13 protein-coding genes are annotated in these 23156 nt (G+C 69.1%); 5 read left to right on the forward strand and 8 right to left on the reverse strand.

The genetic code is table 11. The features are described 5' to 3' along the window. The first annotated feature begins 11 nt into the window (after positions 1 to 11). The 3 genes from BMZ45_RS14335 to BMZ45_RS14345 all read left to right on the forward strand — a co-directional run bounded on the left by BMZ45_RS14335 (position 12) and on the right by BMZ45_RS14345 (position 4843). On the forward strand, positions 12 to 1394 hold the full coding sequence (locus BMZ45_RS14335; protein ID WP_091637190.1) for a phenylacetate--CoA ligase family protein: 1383 nt from the start codon (positions 12 to 14) through the stop codon (positions 1392 to 1394). Continuing rightward, positions 1391 to 2062 carry a serine O-acetyltransferase gene (locus tag BMZ45_RS14340; protein ID WP_091637191.1) on the forward strand — a complete coding sequence of 224 codons (672 nt, stop codon included), beginning with the start codon at positions 1391 to 1393 and terminating at the stop codon, positions 2060 to 2062. Before BMZ45_RS14335 ends, BMZ45_RS14340 begins: the two co-directional genes overlap by 4 nt. 786 nt (positions 2063 to 2848) lie before the next feature. Further along, complete coding sequence (locus tag BMZ45_RS14345; protein ID WP_139215519.1) at positions 2849 to 4843, forward strand: choice-of-anchor Q domain-containing protein; 1995 nt, start codon at positions 2849 to 2851, stop codon at positions 4841 to 4843. A 107-nt stretch (positions 4844 to 4950) separates the two neighbouring features. On the opposite strand, the gene BMZ45_RS14350 is transcribed toward BMZ45_RS14345, so the two are convergent. From BMZ45_RS14350 to BMZ45_RS14375, 6 genes are read right to left on the reverse strand one after another with little or no spacing between them, the layout of a single operon-like run. After that, a complete protein-coding gene (locus tag BMZ45_RS14350; RefSeq protein WP_139215520.1) occupies positions 4951 to 5700 on the reverse strand; it encodes a YdcF family protein in 750 nt (249 codons plus the stop codon). Positions 5701 to 5713: 13 nt separating this feature from the next. Further along, the gene (locus BMZ45_RS14355; RefSeq protein ID WP_091637194.1) at positions 5714 to 7240 is read right to left on the reverse strand and encodes a lipopolysaccharide biosynthesis protein; all 1527 of its coding nucleotides are present in this window, start codon (positions 7238 to 7240) and stop codon (positions 5714 to 5716) included. A 38-nt stretch (positions 7241 to 7278) separates the two neighbouring features. Further along, entirely contained in the window at positions 7279 to 9063 is a 1785-nt protein-coding gene (locus BMZ45_RS14360; protein ID WP_091637195.1) for a glucosamine inositolphosphorylceramide transferase family protein, read from the reverse strand. Then, entirely contained in the window at positions 9060 to 9902 is an 843-nt protein-coding gene (locus BMZ45_RS14365; RefSeq protein ID WP_139215521.1) for a hypothetical protein, read from the reverse strand. The genes BMZ45_RS14360 and BMZ45_RS14365 overlap by 4 nt, the downstream gene beginning before the upstream one ends. Then, positions 9899 to 10702: a hypothetical protein gene (locus BMZ45_RS14370; protein ID WP_091637197.1), complete on the reverse strand. Its 804-nt coding sequence runs from the start codon at positions 10700 to 10702 to the stop codon at positions 9899 to 9901. The genes BMZ45_RS14365 and BMZ45_RS14370 overlap by 4 nt, the downstream gene beginning before the upstream one ends. 49 nt (positions 10703 to 10751) lie before the next feature. Beyond that, positions 10752 to 19061, reverse strand: coding sequence for a non-ribosomal peptide synthetase/type I polyketide synthase (locus BMZ45_RS14375; RefSeq protein ID WP_175489072.1), 8310 nt, complete (start codon positions 19059 to 19061; stop codon positions 10752 to 10754). Between the two features lie 217 nt (positions 19062 to 19278). On the opposite strand from BMZ45_RS14375, the gene BMZ45_RS14380 reads away from it, so the two are divergent. Both BMZ45_RS14380 and BMZ45_RS14385 read left to right on the forward strand, forming a co-directional pair. Next, on the forward strand, positions 19279 to 19731 hold the full coding sequence (locus BMZ45_RS14380; protein WP_091637199.1) for a J domain-containing protein: 453 nt from the start codon (positions 19279 to 19281) through the stop codon (positions 19729 to 19731). 60 nt (positions 19732 to 19791) lie between these two features. Next, positions 19792 to 20616, forward strand: a complete 825-nt coding sequence (locus BMZ45_RS14385; RefSeq protein ID WP_139215522.1) for a hypothetical protein — start codon at positions 19792 to 19794, stop codon at positions 20614 to 20616. A gap of 34 nt (positions 20617 to 20650) precedes the next feature. On the opposite strand, the gene BMZ45_RS14390 is transcribed toward BMZ45_RS14385, so the two are convergent. Both BMZ45_RS14390 and BMZ45_RS14395 read right to left on the reverse strand, forming a co-directional pair. Continuing rightward, a complete protein-coding gene (locus BMZ45_RS14390; RefSeq protein WP_091637201.1) occupies positions 20651 to 22042 on the reverse strand; it encodes a TIGR03013 family XrtA/PEP-CTERM system glycosyltransferase in 1392 nt (463 codons plus the stop codon). Between the two features lie 281 nt (positions 22043 to 22323). Then, on the reverse strand, positions 22324 to 23121 hold the full coding sequence (locus tag BMZ45_RS14395) for a hypothetical protein (RefSeq protein ID WP_139215523.1): 798 nt from the start codon (positions 23119 to 23121) through the stop codon (positions 22324 to 22326). Positions 23122 to 23156 lie beyond the last annotated feature (35 nt).

The following is a 23156-nucleotide window of genomic DNA, read 5'->3' on the forward strand; positions in this document are numbered from 1 at the left end:
CGGAATCCAGCATGGGCCTGACCGACAAGATCTACGCTCGTCTCCCGGCGCGGGGCCAGGATATCGCCGCATCGGCGTTCGGCCTGTATCGCCATTGGTTGCGCGCGGGCCCGGGCTACGCCGAACTGCTGCGCGGATACCGCGATCGCGACGCCTGGCCGCTGGACAGGTTCGCCGCCTACCAGGCGGAGCAACTGAAGAGCCTGCTGGGCCATGCCGCCGACCACATTCCCTACTACCGACGGACCTGGAGCGAGCAGGAAAAGGCGGCAGCGCGCGCGGGACGCCTGGCGGAGCTGCCGCTGCTAGCCAAGGACCCGATCCGCCGCGATCCGCAGGACTTCGCCCGCGACGATGCCCGTCCGCTGCTGCGCTACCGCTTTCTCACCAGCGGCTCGACGGGCACGCCGGTGCAGACGCTGTGGACGGCCAGGGAAGCGCGCGACGCCAGGGCGCTGCGCGAGGCGCGATCCGCGAACTGGGCCGGCGCGTCCTTCGACGAGGGCCGCGCGACCTTCTCCGGACGCATCGTGGTGCCCGACGCGAACAGCGACGGACCGTTCCATCGCTACAACCGGGTGGAGAACCAGATCTACTTCTCTGCCTTCCATTTGAACCGCGCGAACGCCGACCAGTACGTGGCGGCGCTGTGGCGCCACAAGACCCAGTGGCTCACCGGCTACGCCGTGTCCTATTACCTGCTCGCGCGCCACATCCTGGACCGCAAGCTCAGCGTGCCCGCGTTGAAAGCCGTGGTCACGACCAGCGAAAAGCTCACGCCGGATATGCGCGCGCTCATGGAGCGGGCCTACCGGTGCCGGGTGTTCGAGGAGTACGGCACGGTCGAGAACGCCGTGTTCGCCAGCGAATGCGCGCACCAGCGCCTGCATCTGAGTCCGGACGCGGGCGTGCTCGAGATCCTGCGCCCCGACGGCAGCGCCTGCGATCCCGGCGAGGCCGGAGAAGTCGTGGCCACCGGCTTCGTGCGCCGCTACCAGCCCTTCATCCGCTATCGCGTCGGCGACGTCGCCGCCTGGGACCCGGAGCCCTGCGCCTGCGCACGCCAGATGCCGGTGCTCAAGGAAGTGCTGGGACGGATAGAGGACGTGGTGGTCGGCCCGGACGGGCGCCAGATGGTCCGCTTCCACGGCATCTTCGTCGGCCAGGACCATGTCGTCGAAGGACAGATCATCCAGGAAGCGCTGGACCGCATCCGCGTGAAGGTCGTCCCGGCCGCCGCCTTCGACCAGGCCGATGCCGAGGACATAGAGCGGCGCGTGCGCCAGCGTCTGGGAGACGTCAGCGTGATCGTCGAACCCGTCGAATCGATACCGCGATCGGCGAACGGCAAATTCAAGGCCGTGGTTTCCCAGCTCAAGGCGAACGACCGATGAGCGACAGCGCGCATCCATCCAAGCAGGCGACGGCGACGGACGACGCGCCCCCGCAACGCGCGCAGCCGGCAGCGCGCATCAGCTACGCGCAGTACCGATTCCTGGTGCTGTCCGATCTGTACCGGATCACCGGCCACGCCAAGCCGAGCGCGCTGCTGCGCTACGTCTTCCACGGCGAGTCGTATCGATACAATTTCTGGATGCGCACCTGCGCGTACGCGAAGGGCCATCCCTGGCTCAGGTACACGCTGTATCCGTTCGCGCGCCTGGTGCTCGGGCACCTGGTCTACAAGCTGGGAATTTCCATCCCCTCCGGCACCGCCATCGGCAGCGGCTTCTACATCGGCCACTTCGGCGGCATCGTCGTGAGCCAGAAGGCCACGATCGGCCGCAACTGCAATATCTCCCAGGGCGTGACCATCGGACGCGCGAACCGCGGCCGCAATCGCGGCTATCCGGTCCTGGGCGACAACATCTACATCGGTCCCGGCGCGGTGATCGCCGGCAGCGTGCGCATCGGCAACAACGTGGCGATCGGCGCCAACTGCGTGGTCACGATGGATATCCCCGACGACTCGGTCGTGGTCGGCGTACCGGGCCGGATCATTTCCCGGGAAGGCTCGGCCGGCTACGTCAATCGGACCGATTACGACGGCAAGCTCGGCTAAGCGCCGACTCTTTATTCGCCGTCTGAGCTCATCCTCGCCGGTGCCGGCCGCGCCGGCATCGCGTTGCCGCATGCGAGCCTTCTGACCAGTTCGCGTGCGTCCGGACTTCGAGCACGAACGTTCGGCGAGACGCATATTCAGCCAGCTGTCTCACGGCCAAATGCGACGCAACCGCTTTCAACGCAGTCAGATTAGTCGTCGCCTGGTGAAGGCGCACCGGCCGCTTGGCACGCTCTATTCCGGGTCTATCGGGACCCGCATTTCGGCAACCCCGCCATCGGGCACTTAAGCCCGTGGCAGCCGCACCTGACCGTGGGCGGCGGCATCGCCGGCCTCAAACACCCTGTTCAGCATTTATGTCCCCGAACCCCAGCTGAATATGACCAGCTGCGTCAGGTTCTGCGTCACAAAAGACGCTCTTGGTCGACTTGTGACGCGTGAAGATCGTGTGAACTGTGACGAACAGCACAAAACACCCCTTCCCCCATCCCTAGCATCCGCCCCCGGCCACAAAGGAGGTGCCACCACATCGCCATCCCGAACCCTACGGAGTAGCAAGTCTAAATGTCCCTATCGACCCTTCGCAGCCGCAAGCTGCCCAGAGCCCTACTTTCTTCGCTCCTGCTTCCGTCCCTTGGCCTCGCCGCTTTCGGCACCGCCCAAGCCGCAACCTTCTACGTCCGCACCGATGGTGGCGATGCCGCCCAGTGCACCGGCCGCGCCGACGCGGCTTATCCCGGCAGCGGAACCGCCCAGGCCTGCGCCTGGAAGAACCCCAACATCGCCATGCCCTCCTCCGGTAGCGCGCGCATCGCAGGTGGCGACACCCTGCTGATCGGCGCCGGCACCTTCCAGATCGGCAGCGGCGGCTACATGCAGAAGATCCCGAGCGGCCCGAACGCGACCACGCGCACGCGCATCCTCGGCAAGCCCGGCACCAAGCTGGTCGGCGTCGCCGGCACCCATCGCGTGCTCAACCTCGACGGCAGCTCCAACGTCGAAGTCGGCAACCTCGAAATCACCGACAACAGCGACTGCGTCTACAACCACTCCAACGCCGCGGCCGCCTGCACCAGCGCGATGGCCTGGGCCCGCGTGGGCGTGTACGCCACCGCTTCCAACAACGTGTGGATGCACGACGTGAACGTGCACGGCATGGCGGCGCGCGGCTTCAACGCCGGCGGCCTGTCCAACTGGACGCTCGAACGCGTCAAGATGAACAAGAACGGCAGCGCCGGCTGGGACGGCAACGTCGGCACCGGTTCGAATTCGGGCCAGATGATCCTGCGCGACATCGAGATCGGCTGGAACGGCTGCGGCGAGCGCGTCGCGACCGGCGAACCCTGGGCCTGCTGGGCGCAGACCACCGGCGGTTACGGCGACGGTTTCGGCACCGTCGACACCGGCGGCCAGTGGCTGATCGAAGACGCCTTCATCCATCACAACACCTCCGACGGCCTCGACCTGCGTTACATGGACGGCGCCGACGCGACCACCGTGACCCTGCGCCGCATCTACTCGGTCGCCAACGCCGGCAACCAGGTCAAGATCAAGGGCAATTCGCTGATCGAGAACTCGGTGCTGGTGGGCAACTGCACCTACTTCCGCGGCAAGGACTTCATGGCCTCGGGCGACCTGTGCCGCGCGTACGGCAGCACCCTGCTGCTGATCCTGACCGGCAACGACACCGCGACCGTGCGCCACAACACCATCGCCGGCGAAGGCGATGCGCAGATCGCCTACGGCGAAGGCGCGTCCAGCGACAAGGTCAACATCCAGAACAACCTGGTGATCGGCTTCCCGTACTACGCCAACACCGCCACCGCGACGCTGTTCAGCGGCGGCAGCGCCCCCGCCGCCAAATCCTTCTCGGGCAACATGGCCTGGAAGGTGCGCAGCTGCCAGACCGGAACCACCTGCACCCAGGACCCGAAGCTGACCAACATGACCCTGGCGGCTTTCGACGCCGAACCGCTCGCCGGCAGTCCGGTGACCGACAAGGCTCCGATGGTCAACGGCATGTCCACCGACTTCCTGCTGCAGCCGCGTCCCTCGGGCGCCGCCAACGACGTGGGCGCCTACGAGGTCCAGGCCGGTGGCACTCCGCCGCCGCAGCCGCCGACTCCGACCTGCACCCGCGCGGCGCCGACCGTGACCCTGAGCGGTCCGACCGCCGCCGTCGCCGCCGGCACGGAGAACAAGTACACGCTGAGCCTGAAGAACAACGACAGCAGCGCCTGCGCCAACACGTCGTTCGCCATCGCCCGCACCGTTCCGAGCGGCTGGACCGGCGAGTTGTCCTCGACCGCGATCACGCTGGCTCCGGGCGCCAGCGGCGCGGCGACCCTGGGCGTGATGTCGAACGTCAGCGCCAGCGCCGGCAGCTACGGCATCGGCGCGGGCGTCAGCAGCAACGTCGGCGCCACCCACACCGGCAACGCCTCGATCACCTACAGCGTGGCCGCGGCCGTCGTCGGCCTGACCGAAACCGTGAGCACGAGCAAGGCCAGCTACAAGGCCGGTGAAGTCGTGTCCATCACCGCCCGTGTCCTCAAGAACGGCGTGGCGGTCTCGGGTGCCAACGTCGCGTTCGATGCGCTGAAGCCCAACGGCGTCAACCACGTGCTCCTGAGCGCCACCACCGACGCCAGCGGCTATGCGCGCGTGTCCTTCACCTCCGGCACGGGGCCCAGCTCGATCGGCACCTACAAGCTGTCGGCGGTGGCCACCTCCGGCGGCCTGAGCAAGACGGCGACCACGACCTTCGCGGTCGCCAAGTAAGCCTACGCAGCGTCGTAAGCGAGAGCCCCGGACATCCTCCGGGGCTCTCTTTTTGCGAGACGGCAAGAACGTCGCGGGGACGCTCGCAGCCCAAGCGGGTGCGGACCTCAACGATACGCGGGCGCCTCGCGATGATCGCGCCAGCGGTAGTAGGCCAAGCCCACCCACTCGTGCAGGGCCAGCTCGGTGTTGGCGAGCGCGCTGGTTCGCGGCACCAGCGCCCACGGCAGGCGCGATGGCAGCCGGCGCGCGTCGGTGCCCAGCGGACACACCTCGAAGCCGGCACCGGCGAATGCCGCGCGCGCGCGCGGCATGTGGATCAGCGAGGTCACCAGCACGATGCGCGCCGGTAGCGGCGGCGACATCCGCGCGGCGTGGCGCGCATTGCTCCAGGTGTCGTCGGATTGGGCTTCCACGCGCAGGGCCGCCGCCGATACGCCCTGCATACGCGCGTACGCCGCCATCAGTTCGGCCACAGCCACCCCTCCACGCCCGCCGCCCACCAGCACCAGTTGCCGTCCTTCGCGCGCGCGCCACCAGGCCACCGCGCGGTCCACGCGTCGCCGGGACGCCAGGTTGAGTACCGCGAAATCGGTATCGCTGCGCGGGCGCCCGTCGCTGCCGCCGCCGAGCACGACGGCGATCGCCGGCGGCGCGTCGCGGCAGGCTATCGGCTCGGCGAGCGCCCGCTGCAGCGGTATTCCGAGCAGATTGGCCGCCAGCGGCGTCATTGCCGCGAGCGCGACGACGGCCAACGAAACGCTCGCCAGCAAGGGCCAACGCCGACGCTGGCGACGCGACCAGGCCCAGGGCAGCGCGGCCCCCGCCAGCAACAGCCATGCGAGCGGGGATAGCAACCAGGCCGCCACGTCAACGCGACCGCGACCGCGACATCAAGGCCATCGTCATCCCACGCAGCTTCCGATCCAGGGCCAGGACCGGCAAGGCATACAGCAGCACGAACAGCAGGGCGGCGACGGACAGTCGCGCCCAAATGGCATGCAGCCCGAACAGGTCGGTGCCGCGCGCCACCGCCACCAGCACGGTCAGGCAGCCGAGCGACAGCGCGACCGCATGCAGGTCCGGCAGGCGCGCCAATCCCTTCGGGCAGATCGCGAACTGGGCGAAGGCCAGCGCGCCGTAGGCGATCGCGGTGGACCACACGGCCCCCATGTAGCCCAGGCGCGGAATCAGGATCAGGTTCATGACCACGTTCAACGCCGCCGCGCCCAGGGTGATGATCAGCACCTGCACGGTCTTCTTCTTCAGCTGCAGACCGTAGTTCGAGATGGCGAGCACGGCGTACAGCGACACGGTGATGCCGATCACGATGAACACGATGCCCGACGCGGCCTTGTCGCGACCGCTCAGCGCCACCAGCAGGTCCTGCCCCGATACCAGCAGAACCGCGATGATCGCCACCACCGCGTAGGTCATCGGCAGCAGCACCTTTTCCTTGAGCGCGCGCACGGCCTCGCTGCCGCCGGTTTCGTAGGCGCGCATGACCACCGGCGTGAACGCCTCGGACAGGGTCGCGTCTATGAACACGTTCAACTGCATCGCCAGCGAATAGCCGATGGCGTAGATGCCGACCGCGGCGAAATCGCCGGTGATCTGCTTGAGCAGCACGCGGTCGACGTTGGCCAGGATGCTGAACGCCAGCTCGTGCGCCATCAGCGGCAAGCCGTAGACCAGGCCGCTGCGCACGGCCTGCCAGTCGAGCGCGTCGCGCGCCACGCTGACGTTGCGGTACATCCAATGCGCGAGCCAGGCCAGCACCAGCACGGTGGCGACGATCTTGCCGCCGTAGACCGCCAGCGCGCTTCTTTGCACCAGGATCACCGCGCCCAGCACCAGCACCAGTTCGAGCATGCGCCCGATCACGCGTATGGCCATGACGATGTCCGAACGCTCGCTGGCGCGTATCACCATCTGCACGATGTTGACCGCCGCCAGCATCGGCATCATCAGCACGGCGCACCAGACCAGCGGCGAGAACGCGCCCTGCCCCAGCCAGGACCAGAGCGCGATCGCGCACAGCCCCAATAACCATAGCGTTGCGGACAGGATCAGCGGCAGCAGCACCATGTTGGTGCCGAACTCCTGCATCCGCCGCGCGTTCCCGTCGTAGGGATAAAAGCGCACGATCGCGTGCGGCGTGCCGAGCTTGATGATCGCCACGCCCAGTAGCATCAGGGTGTCGTAGTACCTGAGGATGCCGAACTGGGTGTTGTCGAGAAACCGGGTCAGGATCGGGAACGAGATGAAGCCCGCCAGCATCACCAGGCCGTTCGAGATCGAATAGCGCAGGTAATGCGTGACGATGCCCGGCCGTTCCCGCGGCGGGACACGCAGGCCGTCGTCCGCGCCCGTCGCGCTCTCCGTCGAACTATTCATCGCGCGCGACCGCGATCGTCATGGACGCTCATTTCGCATCACCTCGGAGGAGAGCCCGGATGGGCCGGGCCGCAGGCCGGAGGCGCAGCGGGCGAAGCCGCCGGATCCGCCGGCCCTGGGGCCGGCGCGCGAGCACGCGTGGCCGTCGCGGCCCGCTCATCGAGCACGCCCACGTAGGCGGTCCTGTTGGGCGGGCGTCCGAGCACATCCAGGACTTCGACGCTGCCCGCCACGTTGTAGGTATGGCAGCCATCGACGCTGCGCGTCAGATAGGGCGCCAGCCGCGAAAGTTGCCGCTCGCGATAGGTCGTGGGCCCCAGCTCCAGCACTTCGTTGAACACGACGGCATTGCCGTAGCCGGGCCCGCAGTCCTGGGCCGGCCGGATCAGGCTGCCGTTACGCTGGAACAGCCGCCCGGCCATGCGGGCGCGGCGCACATCGCAGACGATGGGCGAGGCCGGGTGCGGCGTGTACGGGCCCTCCAGGCGGTCGGCGACGAACAGGAACAACTCGTCGCAGGTGTTGTTCTGGTTCTCGGCGACGTTGGCGAACAGATACCAGTGGCCCTGATGATGGTGCAGGCTCGGATCCACGCAGACGCGCCCGATCACGAGGTCGCGCACCCGCTCCCATCGCAAGGGGAAGTCGCTGGCCCGGTACAGACTGACGCGGCGGTCGTAGCCGGACTCGACCGTCATGTACCACTGTCCCTCCCAGGCGAACACTTGCGGGAAGGACAGATGGCCGGGCTCGTCCAGCGCGACGCCGAGCGAGCGCGCGCCTCCCGCACTCAGTTCCACGCAGGCGATGGTCGCCTTCTTCAGCCGCGGCTCCAGCATTTCCTCCACGAACAGCAGCCTGCGTTCCTGCGCCATCACCACGAAGGGATCGCCCCACCAGCCCTTCGGCGCTTTCAACAAGGCATGCGATCCGATCGCCGGCGAGCGCGGATCCAGCGGCGCTCCGCCAAGGCGCAGCACCAGCGTCCAGCCGACGCGGGCGTTTCTGAACCAACCGGTCATCCAGCGCGGAGAAGCGCGCAGAATCGACGCGAAGGCATGCAGCCCGGCGGCCGGCACCAGCGGCGCCTGCGGCTGCAACTCCAGGCTCGCCATCGCAGGCGCGTCCGCGCCGAGATCTCCCTGCGCCAGCCGACGCAAGGCGCGCAACAGCAAGGCCGGCAGCTTGCGGAATGCATCCTCGCGCTGCTTGAGAAACGACGTCGCCCGGGTCCGGCCCCAACTGGCCGCCAGCTCGACGGGCGCCTGGTCCGGTGCGCGCAGGACCAGGGCCATCGGCGTCGCCGTTTCGCGGCGCAGCATCGGACCGAGCAAGGGCAAGCCGGCATGGCGATCGTCGAGCAGGCTGGCGTCGACCCGCCAGCATGCGCATTCCGTCCGGGCCGCCAGCGCCGACGCCCAGGACTCCGCGCCCAGCACGATCAGCAGATCCGGGCGCGCGCCGGCGATGCGCTCGACCAGGGAGGCCTCGTCTCCCGGACCGGCCGGCGCGAGAACGGCATCGCCGTACGGACCCGACGGCATCGGCATCGCGGTCAGGCTGCGGGTGGGGCCTAGCAAGGCGCGCTCGAACGCGATCAGCGCGCGTACGCTCGCGGGAACGCCAGCGACCTTCGGCACGCTCGCCTCGGCCGCGCTCAGCGTGGTCAGTTCGATCCAGTCGTATCCGGCCACCAGGCCATGGAACGCACGCACCCATCCGGGGACCTGCGGCGGTCCCACCAGCGTTACGCGCAAGGGCCGTGTGGCGCCGACCGGCGGAGCGTACAGCGGGGTTCGTTCGCGCGCGCCGACGGCTTTCATCCGGCTGGGCTCCGCGGCAAGCGGCTCATCCAGCCTGCGATCGCCTCGATCAGGCGCTCGCGCTGATCCCGTCCGAAGTAGGTATGGTCGCAATCGGGCCAGTAGTGCAGGTTCACGCGCGGATCGCGGGCCGCCGCGCCGAACGCCCATTCGAACTGGCGCGGATGCAGGAACCGATCGGCGTAGCCGCCGCTGAAGATGCACAGCAGGCGGACGTCGCGCGCCAGCATCGCCGCGAACTGTTCGCGTGCTTGCGCATGACTGGGCCAGCTGCGGAAGTCGGTCGAATCCAGACCGGCGTTCCCGCGCATGCGCCCTCGCAGCTTGCGGGCGAAATGCCGCCATTCCCTGGGCAGGCGGCGCAGGAGTTCGAGCGCGCGCGCGTAGTAGTACCAGGGGCCGGTGTAGCACAGGCCATCCAGCAGCAACACCGCCGAGACCCGCGTATCGACGTTGGCGACATCCCAGCCGGTGTCGGCGGCGCTGCAGATTCCGCCCACCGCGAACACGCGGCAGCCGTGCAGCGCTTCGAGCTGATCCAAGGCGGCGATCGTCGCCTGGGTGGCGTCGCACTCCGGCAGGCGCGGCGCCTCTCCGACACCGGGGATGTCGTAACGGAAGGTCCGTATCCCCAGCGCCGCGAGACGTTGGGCCAGCAGCGCGTGCAAGCGGAACGGTCCGGATCGCGGCTGCAAGCCCGCGCTGGGCAACAGCAGCGTCGGCCCGGCGCCGGGCGCGCCGCTGAGTACGCCATGCAATCGCCCATCGGGGCCGAAGCGCACGAACACGTCGTCGGCCGCGACGGCCGCGACGGGCTTGGCATCCAACACGGCATTCATGCCCATGCTTCCTCGCGCACCGCCAGCCCCAGGTTTCCGACCACCTCGCGCACCGGGGGCGTAAGAAAGAACGCCGCGTCCATCGCCGCGCCCACGCTGAAGCTGGGGGCGCTGGCAGGCAGCGTCAGGGTCTTGGCGAGGCCGGTCGGCAGCGCCTCCGGATCCTTGCGGACGACCGCCCACACGGGCACCGCGGCGCGCCCCAGGCCCTGGTCGATGCGCGTTTCCCCGAGCTCGACGCGCAGGCGCGACGGCGCGGGAAAGCCCATCAGCTGGCCGTCCGCGGGATCGGTGCTGCGGGCGACGCCGGCACGCGGCGGCGGACGCAGCGCGCGTTCGCGCGCATCGCTCTCCACCAGTTCCCGCAGCCAGGCCGCACCGTCGACTATCGGCTCCCAAAGCACGATCAGATCGGCGTCACCGCCCCGCTCCAGCCAGCCGCGCACGGCCAGCGCGCCACCGCGCCATGCGACCAGCGCCAGCCGCTTGATCGAGGTGCGCTGACGCAGCGCGGCCACCGCCGCTTCGAGATCCCGATGCATCGAGCTCAGATCCAGATCCTCGCCGGTACCCGCGGAATCGCCGGTGCCATGGAAGTCGAAACGCAGGGTCGGCAGGCCCAGGGCCGCGAGTTCGCTGGCGACCTCGGTGATGAAACGACGGCTGCGCGGCAGTTCGTGCAGCAACGGCGGTACCAGCACGACGCCGGTCGCGGGCGCGCCCGGCACGCCATGCAGCGCCGCGTACAAGCGCCGCGAAGGCGCGCCCAGCCAGAACGGCTGCCAACCATCCAGGCTCATCGCGATCGCCTCCGTGGAATCTCGAGACTGCGGGTGCGTGCGGCGCGGTTCATAGACCGGACCCTTCCTTCAAACCGAACAGGCGTCGCAAGCCGCTGCTGATGCGTCCGCCCATACCGCTGGCGGGCGCGGCGTTCTGGGTGGCAACGGGCAGACCCGCCGCGACCTGGGCCAGGGTCTCCGCGCCCAGGCGGATCAACTTGATGCGCTTGCCGGTATCGCGCTCGACGCGATTGGCCATCTGCACCGCCAGCATCGAATGCCCGCCCAGCTCGAAGAAGTTGTCGTCCGGACCCGCGGGCAGGCCCAGCAGCTCGGACCAGATCTGCGACAGGTAACGGACGCGAGGGTCGGCTGCCGCCCCAGTCGCGCTCGGAACAGGCGCGACGGCCTGTTCCTTAGCGACTGGCAGCAGCAGCGCGTTGCGGTCGATCTTGCCGTTGGGCAAGAGCGGAATCTCTTCGAGCACGACGAAGTGCTGCGGCAGCATGTAGGCCGGGAGCAGTTCCCGCAGGTGCGCGCGCAACGCCGCTTCCTCGATGGTCGCGCCCGGCGCGGCCACCAGATAGGCCACCAGACGCTGGTCGTTGGCGCGATCCTCGCGCACGATCACGAGCGCGCGCGCGACTTCCTCGCGCGCAGCCAGATTGGCCTCGATCTCGCCCAGTTCGATGCGATAGCCACGCACTTTGACCTGGTGATCCAGACGCCCCAGATGCTCGAGATTGCCGTCCGCGCGCCAGCGGCCGCGATCGCCCGTGCGGTACAGCCAGGCCGCGCCGTCCGCCTGCGCTGCATCGGCGAACGCCGCCGTGTAGCGATCGACCACGAAGCGTTCGGCGGTCAGCTCGGGGCGTTCCAGATAGCCCTTGGTGACGCCTTCGCCGCCTATGCAGATCTCGCCCGGCACGCCGTAGGGGCACAGCTCGCCATGCGCGTCGACGATCCACACGCTGGTGTTGCCTATCGGCCGCCCGATATGGATGTCGGGCGCTTGCCCGGCCGGGGCCGCGACGATGCGCGCGCAGGTGGACCACACGGTGGTCTCGGTGGGCCCGTAGACGTTCCACAGGGATCCGCAGCGCGACAACAGCGACGTGGCCAGATCCAGGCCCATCGGTTCGCCACCGCACAGCGCCTTGAACCCCGGCGCGCCGCGCCAGCCCGCATCGATCAGCAGGCGCCAGCTCGACGGCGTGCCCTGCATCACCGTCGCGGCGCTGCTTTCCAACAGCGCGCGCAAGGCGACGCCGTCGCCGGCGGTTTCGCGATCCGCCAGCACGATCTGCGCGCCCACCGCCAACGGCAGCAGCAATTCCAGCACCGCGATGTCGAACGACAGCGTGGTCACCGCCAACAGCCGATCCTGCGCGTCCAGTCCGGGTTCGCGGCGCATGCTGTCGAGGAAGTTGGACACGGCCCGATGCGGCACGATGACGCCCTTGGGGCGGCCGGTGGATCCCGAGGTGTAGATCACGTAGGCCGGATCCTCGGGCTGCGCGGCGTGCTCGTCGCGACCCGGCCGCGTCGCCTCCGCCGTCGCGAACAGGGACGCATGCTCGTCGAACAGAAGCACCGGCCTGCCGCGCAAATCGAAGCGGGCGGCGTGCTCGCGCGTGGTCAGGAGCAGGGCCAGTCCGGCGTCGGCGGCCATGTAGGCCAGGCGTTCGGCGGGGAACTGCGGATCCAGGGGCACATAGCCCGCGCCGGCCTTGAGGATGCCCAGCAGCGCCGCCAGCATGTCCGGACCGCGATCCAGGGCCAGCCCCACCAGCGCGCCGCGGCGGACGCCATGGCCGCGCAGCACCTGGGCGATGCGATTCGAGCGCGCCTCCAACTCGGCATAGCGCAACGACGCCGGACCTGCGCGCAACGCGACCCGGTCAGGCGTGCGCTCGCATTGGGCCTCGAAGTATTCGTGCATCCTGCAGGCGCGGTCGTAGGCGATCGCCGGCGGCTGCAACGAGGCCAACGCCGTACGCGCCTGCGCGTCGACCAGCGGCAGGCTCGCCAGATCCGCCGTCTCCCGCTCCACCGCGGCGCGCAGCAGGGTTTCGTAGGCGCTTAGCCAGCGCTGGATGGTGGTCGCGTCGAACAGGTCGCGGTTGTATTGGCATTCGAGCCGCAAGCGACCGTGGACCTGCACGGCGTTCACGAACAGCTCGAAGGTTTCGAAGCTGCGCGGATTGCTGTCGAACTCCATGGATACGCCGTGAAACGCGGCGCATTCCTGGTCCATGGCCTGGTCGAGGTTGAACAGTACGCTGACCAGCGGTATCCGCGCCGGATCCCGCCGCAGCCGCAGCTTCCTGAGCAGCGTGCCGAAGGTGTAGCGCTGGTGCTCCAAGGCATCGAGCAACATGGCCTGCGCATCGTCGATCGCCTGCGCGAACGACTGGGCGGATTCGAGCTCGAAGCGCAGCGGCAGCAGATTGACGCAATGCCCCACCAGATGGTCGGCGCCGCAGACCGCCTGCCCCGCCGCGGGAATCCCGACCACCACTTCCGATTGCGACGACAGGCGCGACAGCAGCGCGGAAAAACCCGCAAGCAGCGTGGCGAACATGCCGACGCCGCGGGCCGCGCCGGTCCGGCGCAGCGCATCGAGCAAATCGGCATCGAGCACGTGATCCAGCCGGGCCGAGGCGAAACTGCGGTTCGGCGGCCGCGGCCGATCGGTGGGCAGCTCCAGCACCGGCGCGCCCTTGGCGTAGCGCGAGAGCCAGTAGGCCTCGTCGGCGAGCTGCGCCGCATCGCCCTGATGCTCGGCCTCCGCCAATGCGTAAGCGAGGAACGAGGAGGCTTCGGGCAGGCTCGACGCCGGCGTCCCGAAACGTTTTCCGTACAGGGCGCCCAGCTCGCGCACGATCGCCCACCACGACCATCCGTCGCAGACGATGTGATGGGCGGTCAGCAGCAGCAGATGCTCGTCCGCCGCGAGGCGCAGCAGCTGCGCGCGAAACAGCGGCCCCTGGTCCAGCACGAACGGCGTTTCCACCGCGAGCCGGATGCGCTCGTCGACGGCCGTCCGTCGCGCGATCGGGTTCAGCGACGACAGGTCTTCGACCGGCAACGGCAAGGCATGGCGCTCCGGCACGCGGAAGCTTGCGCCGTCCGGCCCGATGCTTGCGCGCAGGGATTCGTGCCGGTCCACCAGTTCCTGCAGGGCCTCGCGCATGAATTCCAGGTGCAGCGCGCCGCGGAACTGCAGCGATACCGAAAGATTGAAAGCCAGCGACGCTTCCCGCCCGAGCTGGTCGGCCAGCCAGATCTCGCGCTGCGGCTCCGTGGTCGGCGCCACGCGCGCGCGGATGCCGCCGCCGAATGGCTCGTAGCCGGCTCGCGACGCCGGCGCGGCTTCGTCGCCGGGCACGGCGGATGCGGGCAGGTCTCTCGCAGCCGCAAGCTCGGCACGCCGCGACGGCGGCGATGGCATCGGCGCCTTCTCGGCCTCCGCTTCGGAGGTCGCGGCCGGCGGCACCGGCGTGCCCGCGGGCTCCGCCGGCAACTGCTCGTCCAGCATCGTCGCCAGGCGACCCAGGCTGCTGCATTCGCTCATCAGCTGCCGGAACGTCAGTTTGACCGCGTAGGCTTTCTGCAGACGCAGCGCGACCTGGGTCAGCATCAGGCTGTCCAGACCGAGCTCCATGAAATTGGCTTCGTCGTCGGCCTCGGACAGGTCGAACCCGACCACGTCCTCGAATAGGGCCGAGAGCTGCGCGACCAGCCGCGCATGGCGATCCGGCAGGGCCGCGGTGGCCCGCACGGTCGCGTCCTCGGCGGCGGGTGCGGGCGCAAGCGCCGGCGCGAGGTTCGCGCCGGGGAGCGCGACGACGTTCGCGGCCGCCGCAGCCTCGACCCAGTAGCGCTGCCGTTCGAACGGATAAGTGGGCAGCAATACGCGCCGGCGCGTAGTCCGACGGTCGAACGCCGCCAGGTCGATCGCGATACCGCGGCACCACAACTGGCCCGCCGCGGCGAGGATGCTGGCGACCTCGGTCGCAGGGTCGTCGGCCAGCGACGGCACCGCCGTGGCCTGCTGCTTCGACATGGCCGGATGTTGACGCGACAAGGCGCACAGGGTGGCGCGCGGGCCGGCTTCCAGCAGCACCCGCGACGGCGTGTCCAGCACCCTGCCCACCGCCGTGGCGAAGCGAACCGGCTCGCGCAGGTGCGAAGCCCAGTAATCGGGCGAGGTGGCGGATGCGGCGTCCAGCCAATCGCCGGTCGCGGTCGAGACGATCGGGATCAGCGGCGCCGACAGCGTCAGGGCGGCGACTTCGGCGCGGAACGGCGCCACCACCGGCTCCATCATCCGCGAGTGGAAGGCGTGCGAGGTGCGCAGGGCGCGGCAGGCCACGCCCTGCGCTTCGAGTTCGAGCTGGAAGCGCGCGATCGCGTCCAGGGCGCCCGATACCACCACGCTGCCCGGCGCGTTCTCGGCGGCCAGCGACAGATCCGCGGGCAGCCTGGCCAGCAATTCGTCCAAGGGCAGCCGTACCGACAGCATGGCGCCGGGCGGCTGCGCCTGCATCAGCGCGCCGCGCCGCGCGACCAGGTTCAGCGCATCGGCCAAGCCGAACACGCCGGCCAGCGTCGCGGCGACGAACTCTCCGACGCTGTGTCCGATCATCGCCGTCGGCACGATGCCGTGGCTCATCCACCACTGCGCGAGCGAGTACTCGATCGCGAAGGTCGCCGGCTGCATGATCGCGGTCGGCAGCAGCGCCTCGGGGTCGTCCGAGAACACGCGCTCGCGCAGGTCGAAGCCGAGCTGCGCGAGCAAGGCGTCCGCGCAGGCGTCGAATGCCGCCTGGAACGCCGGCTGGGTGTCGTACAGGCCGCGCCCCATGCCTGGATAGGTCGCGCCCTGTCCGGGGAACAGGAACACGACCTCGCCCTGCCGCGCCGGCTTGGCGCGTGCGGCGGCGGCGGCGATGTCGGGGCCGCGCAGTTGCGCCACCGCGGCGGCGGCGTCCTCGGCGACCACCGCGATGCGATGCGCGAAGGCCTTGCGGCCCAGCGCGAGCGTCCACGCCGCGTCGGCCAGGTTCAGGCCCGGCGCGCCGTCGAGATGGTCGGCCAGGCGCGTCGCCGCGTGCGCCAGCGCCGTCGGCGTGCGTGCGGACAGCGCCAACAGTTGCGGCCCTCGCGCCGGGTCCGACGGCGGCCGGCTCGGCGCCTCCTCCAGCACGACGTGCGCATTGGTGCCGCCGACGCCGAACGAACTCACGCCTGCGCGGCGCGGCGCGGCGCCGGCCGGCCAGTCCGTCAGGACGTCGTTGACGACGAAGGGCGAACCGGCGAAATCGATGACCGGATTGGGCGACTTGAAATGCGCGGTCGCCGGTATGCGCTGCTCGGCCAATGCCAGCGCGGTCTTGATCACGCCGGCCGCGCCCGCGGCGATAACCAGATGGCCGACATTGCTCTTCACCGATCCGATCCGACAGAAGCCGCGTTCTTCGGTGCCGCGGCGGAATGCGCGGGTCAGGCCTTCGATCTCGATCGGGTCGCCCACCGGCGTGGCGGTGCCATGGGTTTCGACATAGCCGATGCTGCGCGGATCCACCCGCGCCCGATCATGGGCCATGGCGATGACCGCCGCCTGGCCTTCGCTGCTCGGCGCGGTGAAGCTGGCCTTGCCTGCGCCGTCGTTGTTGACCGCGCCGGCGCGGATCACCGCGACTATGGGATCGCCGTCCGCCTGTGCATCGGACAGTCGCTTGAGCAGCACGATCGCCGCGCCATCGCTGAACACCGTGCCCTGTGCGCTCGCATCGAACGGCCGGGTGTGGCCGTCGGGCGATAGCATCGATCCTTCCTGATAGAAGTAGCCGCTGCGCGGCGGGCAGGTGACGCTGATACCGCCGGCCAGGGCCATGTCGCAATGGCCTAGCGTCAGACTGTCGACGGCCTGGCAGATCGCCACCAGCGAAGTCGAACAGGCGGTGTGCACGCTGACCGCCGGGCCGGTCAGATTGAGCTTGTGCGCGACCCGGGTGGCGATGAAATCTTTTTCGTTATTCAGCATCACCTGGAAGGCGCCGACCTTGTCGACCCGCTCCGGGTGCGCGGACACGTGCCGCTGGAAATAGCTGGCATTGAACATGCCGCCGAATACGCCCACCGGCGCCGCGGTCGCGTCGGGCACGTGGCCGGCGCGTTCCAGACATTCCCAAGCCAGCTCGAGGAAGATCCGCTGCTGCGGGTCCATCAACTCGGCTTCCTTGGGGCCGATACCGAAGAACGCCGCGTCGAACTGCTCGACGCCGTCGATCACGCCGCGCGCCGGCACGTAGGCCGGGTCGTCTCGATCCTGCGCGCTGACGGCGGGATCCAGTTCCTCCGGGGCGAAGACGGTGATCGAATCGCGCCCCTCGCAGAGGTTGCGCCAGAACGCCTCGACGTCCGCGGCGCCGGGGAAGCGTCCGGCCATGGCCACGATCGCGATGGGCTCGGCGGCGGCCCCATGAGCCTGCATGCGACGGGCCGACGCATAGCGCGCCGGAGCGATGTCCGTCGCGTCGCCGCCTGCAAGCGAAGCGGCCAGCAGGGCCGGCGTCGGATAGCGGAACAATTGCGCGGTCGGGATGGCGACGGCCGGCGTGCCGGCCTGCTTGAGCCGCTGCAACAGCCTGGCCGCCGACAGCGAATCGCCGCCCAGCTCGAAGAAGTTGTCGTGGCGCCCGACCTGATCGACGGCGAGGGTGTCGCCGAACGCGGCGCACAGCGCAGCCTCGAGCGCGCCGATCGCGGGCTCGAACGCATACGCGAGCTCGGGGCGCTGGCGAGCCGGCGCCGGCAGCGCGCGACGATCGAGCTTGCCGTTCTCGGTCAAGGGCAACGCCGCGAGTTCGACGAATACGCTGGGGACCATGTAGTCCGGCAAGGCCGTCGCGAGATGGGCGCGCAGGGTCGCCTGGCTGGCGCGCGCCTCGGCGGGCACGACATAGGCCACCAGCCGCGCCTCGCCGCCGTCGCGATCGGCGGCTGCGATCACGGCGCAGGCGCGGACGCACTCGTGCCTCGCCAGCACGCTCTCGATTTCGCCGGTCTCGATGCGGAAACCGCGGATCTTGACTTGATGGTCGCTGCGGCCCAGGTACTCCAGATCGCCGTCGGCGAGCGGACGGGCCAGATCGCCGGTCTTGTACAGACGTACGCGCTCGCCTTCGGGCGAGGTCCAGTCGAAGAACCGTTCGGCGGTCAACGCCGGGCGATTGAGATAGCCGCGGCTCACGCCGGCGCCCGCGACATGGATCTCGCCGACTTCGCCGACGGCGACCGGTGCGAGTGCGGGATCGAGCACATACAGATGCAGATCGGGGATGGGCGCGCCGATCACGCTGCCTGCGCTGCGCTCCAGATCCGCGCGGGTTATCGGCCGGTAAGTGACGTGCACCGTGGTTTCGGTGATGCCGTACATGTTGATCAGGCGCGGCGACCTGTCGCCGTGACGCTCGAACCACGGCCGCAGCATCTGCAGTTCCAAGGCTTCGCCGCCGAACACCACGTAGCGCAGCGCCAAGCCGGAAGGCTCGGTCGCCGATGCGAGATCGGCATGGATGAGGCCGCGGAACGCCGACGGCGTCTGGTTGAGCACGGTCACGCGCTCGCGCAGCATCAGCGCATGGAACGCCTCCGGCGATCGGCTGATCAGGAACGGCACGACCACGACGCGGCCGCCGTGGATCAGCGCGACCCATATCGCCCACACCGAGAAGTCGAAGGCGTGGGAATGGAAGAAGGTCCACACATCGTCGGGGCCGAATTCGAACCAGGGCCGGGTCGCCAGGAACAGGCGCGCGACGTTGCCATGGGTGACCTGGCAGCCCTTGGGCTGGCCGGTCGAGCCGGACGTGTAGATGACGTAGGCCAGATGCTCGGGCCGCGCCAACGGCTCGGGATCGTGCACGGGTTCGGCGGCGAATTCGGACCAGTCGCCGTCCAGCATCAAGGTCGTCGCGTCGGTCGCGGGCAAGGTCTGCTTCTGCGCCGACGAGGTCAGCAGCACGGCGGGACGCGCATCCTCGAACATGAACTGCACGCGATCGCGCGGATAGGAGGCATCGATCGGCAGGTAGGCCCCGCCCGACTTCAGGATGGCGAGCAGCCCCACCACCATCTCCAGCGAACGTTCCAAACCGATCGCCACCAGCGTCTCCGGCCCCACCCCGAGGGAGCGCAGGCGATGGGCGAGCTGGTTGGCGCGATGGTTCAATTCGCGATAGCTCAGGCTGGCGCCGTCGCAGCTGACCGCGATGGCGTCCGGGCGCGCGGCAGCCTGCTGTTCGATCAGTTGCGGTATGCAGACGAGCGGGCGGGAGGGCGCAGAACCATCGGATAGCTTGTTCATACCCATGTTTCCCCTGCCCGCGCTCGCGGCACCTGGCGATCCCACCGTGATGACATCCCAGTCGTATCCCCTGGCCTCGGCACCCGGCAGGGCAAGGATCGCGCGTCGATGTCATGACAAACGCCGTGGGGGTGGTCATGCGGCCATGCGCGAATCGCGGGCAAATCGCTACCCATGCCCGCTGCGCGCGTTACGATAGGAAGATGGGAGGTCTCCGATGAAAGCCGACCTGACGCTGCTGTACTCCGAGTTGGGGCTGAGGCCCAACTGCAGTCTGGAGGAGCTCCAGCTCGCCTATCGCAGGCGGATTTCCGAGCTGCACCCCAGGCGTCCGGGCGCCAAGCCGCCATCGCAGGATTCCGCTTACCTGTGCGACCTGATCGGTCTGTACACCACGGCTACGCGCTTCCATCGCCGCTACGGACGTCTGCCGGGAGAAGCCCCGCATCGGATCGGCAGCGGCCCGGCGCAGGGCAGCCTGTCGCGGGCCCATGCCGCCGGCAACCCGCGCCCTTTCGAACATCGGCCTTCCGAGTACCGACGTTCCGAGCACCGCCATTCCGAGCAGGGTCCGCCCGCGCCGGCGCGGTTCGCCCTGGTGCTGGCCATCGCCTTGCTGATTCTCCTGTTCGCCGTGTTGGCGCTCGCCTCGGGGGAATGGCTGAGGTAGCGGGCCCGGCCGCGCGTCCGCGCCCGCTCGCGTCGATGCGCACGAACCACGGCGGGGGGCGTGCTGTCCGCAGGCGCGGCCCGGGCCCGTTTTTCAGGAGGTGGGCGCACCGGCACCCGTCACGCACAGGCGACTAATCAGACGATGGACGCCAGCAAGATCCCGCTCACCCCCAGTGCCATCACCTGGCCGCTGGCCGCCGCCACCGTTCTGCTCGTGGCCGCCAATCTGGGCCTGCAGGCCTATCGGCTGATCGCGCACCAGGAACATGTGGTCGGCCTGGCGATGCTCAGCATGGACGGAGAAAACAACCTTCCGGCCCTGTTCTCGACCCTGCTGCTGTTCGGCGCCGCGCTGATCCTGACGCTGATCGCCGTGCTGGAACGACGCCACCAGGGCGCCGATGTGTCGAAATGGAGCGTCCTCGCCGCCGGCTTCGCGCTGATGTCCCTGGACGAGGCCCTGTCCTTCCACGAAAGAGCGATCGCGCCCGTGCGCGCGCTGCTGGGCGGCCAGCACCTGGGCATCTTCTTCTTCGCCTGGGTGATACCCGGCATCGCCCTGGTCTGCGTGCTGGGCGCCTACTTCCTGCGCTTCCTGCTCCGCCTGCCGCGCAGGACGGCGATCGCCTTCGTGATCTCCGCCGCGATCTATCTGGGCGGCGCCCTGGGCGTCGAACTGGTCGAGGGATGGTGGCGCGAGGCACACGGGCACAGGAACCTCGTCTATCACGTGCTGGTCAGCCTGGAGGAAGGCATGGAGATGGCGGGCGTCATCGCTTTCATCCATGCGCTGCTGAGCCATATCTCGCAACGCTACGGCGAAGTGCGATTCGTCTTCGCCGGTGCGCGCCACCACACAGCCTTGTCCGGGCCTGAAGGCTGATCACGGGAACCTGCGCCGGCACAGGCCGCAGGCGTCAGCGCGAGCCGCGGCGGAACAGCACCACCTCGACCGTCTGCAGCAGGATCAACAGGTCGAATACCAGCCCGTGGTTCTTCACGTAGAACAGATCGAAGGTCAGCTTCTCCTCGGCGTCCCGCACCGATGCGCCGTAGGGATAACGCAGCTGCGCCCAGCCGGTCAGGCCCGGTTTCACGCAGTGGCGCACGTTGTAGTAGCGCACTTCCTGGTTGAGCATGTCGACGAACTGCGGCCGCTCGGGCCGAGGGCCGACGAAGCTCATTTCCCCGAGCAGGATGTTGAACAACTGCGGGAGCTCGTCCAGGCGCGACAGGCGGATGATCCGACCGACCCGGGTGGTGCGGTCGTCGTTCTGGGTCGCCCACTTCGCCACGCCGTCGGCCTCGGCGTCCACGCGCATGCTGCGGAACTTGATCAGCTCGAAGCTGCGTCCGTTCTCGCCGATGCGCGTCTGCCGGTACAGGACCGGACCGCGCGACTCCAGGCTGATGCACGCCGCCACCAGCAGCATGAAGGGCCAGGCCACCAGCAACAGGGCGCATGCGGCGGCCAGGTCGAAGAAGCGCTTGTTGAGGCGGCGCGGCATGGAATGATCGAAACCGCCCGAAAACGCCAGCCATGACGGGTCGGCCACGTTCAGCTTGACCATGCCGGCCTCGCGCTCGAAGAACGTCGACAGATCGGTCACGGTGACTCCGCGCTGCGCGCAGGTCAGCATTTCCTCCATCGGCAGCGCGCCGCGCCGCTCGTCGGGCGCGACCACGATCTCGTAGACATGCAGCCACTCGGCGATCTCGGACAGCGCGAAATCCGTGCTGAGCAGCAACTTCTCGGGCACCAGCACGGGCTGCCCCGGCACCGGCACGAAACCCACCACCACGAAGGATCTGCGGTCGGCTCCCCGCCGCATGCGACTGTTGATGAGATCGGCGTTCTTGCCCGCGCCGAACACCAGTACCCGACGCCGGAACACATCGGTCTTGAACACCCGTTCGACGATCAGGCGCAGCGCGATCACCGCGACCAGGCCGATCGCCAGCGCCATCGCCAGCACACCGCGGCCAATGTAGGCGGCGGGCATCAGGTAATACAGCACCAGCAGGGCGATGCCGCCGAACGCGAAGGACAACACCAGCCGGAGCAGGAACTCCATCCGGTTGTGGCGCACGTGCACCTGGTACAGGCCGAAGGCCACCATCGACACCGTGATGAAGGCGGCGAACACGAACGCGCGTACCGGCGCCCATTGGAAGGAACTGAGCAGACCCTGCGACCCCATGAAGCGCAGCCACGCCGCGATCGTCACCGACAGGATCAGCAGCCAGGTCTCGCCCAGCCATAGCAGCAGCAGTGCGCGGCTTTTGCGACTGGCCAATGCGATGCTCATGGCGCCACCCGCCACTCGTGCGGCGCACGCGACGACGAATGCCCCCTGTCTGGTTCTCGCGCTGGACTAGGATCGAAGCGAGGAAACGCTACCGTGTGATCCTTCATGACGCTGTACCTGCCGATGCGTAGCCCCCACTCCTGGCTACCCCGTTTCCGGGCAAAGGACGCTCGCTCTCCAAACGGGCTGGCTTGACCGAAACAACGAAGGAATCGCGGCGTTCCGGCCGTCGCGGGCGCGCAGCGCTTCGATTCGACGCGAGCGCCGCGAGCCTGAGCGCGTCAACGCGCCGACGCTCGCCGGTCCTGGAAGCCGCTTGCGGCATCGTCGCCCGAGCGGTACTCGAGCCGCAGCCAGGCATGGCTGGGACGATCGTAGAGAGCGGTGACGGCCAAGGGCGTGCCGGGGCCGTAGGGATCGGGGTAGACCGTGCCCAGCGCATCGATCCGCAGGCGCTGGCCGTCGTCTTCGACGCTGGAGACCCGGTCGAGCCGGAGCTGGGCCGACGGCTTGCGCAGCTCCTGGGCCAGATCCGCGCTCAGCATGGTCTCGAGTTGTCGCACCAGGCGCGGGTCGTTGGGAACATCGCGCTCTCCCGCCGCGACCGCGTCGATGCCGATGTCGGGGCGCCCCGACCTGCGCAGGCGGACGTCGTAGCGCACGCCGAAGCGAAAGCCGATCCAATCCTGGCGGCCGACGATCTGGGCGGCGCCGCTGCCGCGGATGGCGCGCTGGTCGGCGTCGATCGCCCGGACCTCGACGAGGTCCAAACGCAGTTCGACGGCGCGCCCGCCCAAGCGCAGCGAGATCGCGTCGATCAAGGGACCGGCGATCGCGTCGCGGATGGCCTCGGTCGCGGCCGTCGTGGCGGAACCGTCCGGCGCAGGCGTCGGGTCCGGTCGGCCCGCCGCTTGCGATGCCGGCTGCGCAGCCAGACCGCCGCCGGCCCAGGAGCAGGCCAGGAGCGCGGCGGCAGCGAGTTTTTGGCGCATGACTTCAACCACAACGCGGTCCCGCGGCGCATGCGGCCCCTGGAATGCCGCGCAGCGCGGCGAGCGTCGGCGGTGCGACGCTCGCACCCCAGGCCTGCGCAGCTGGATCGCGCGGCCCGCTA

Source organism: Lysobacter sp. cf310 (assembly GCF_900114355.1).
GTDB lineage: Bacteria > Pseudomonadota > Gammaproteobacteria > Xanthomonadales > Xanthomonadaceae > Lysobacter.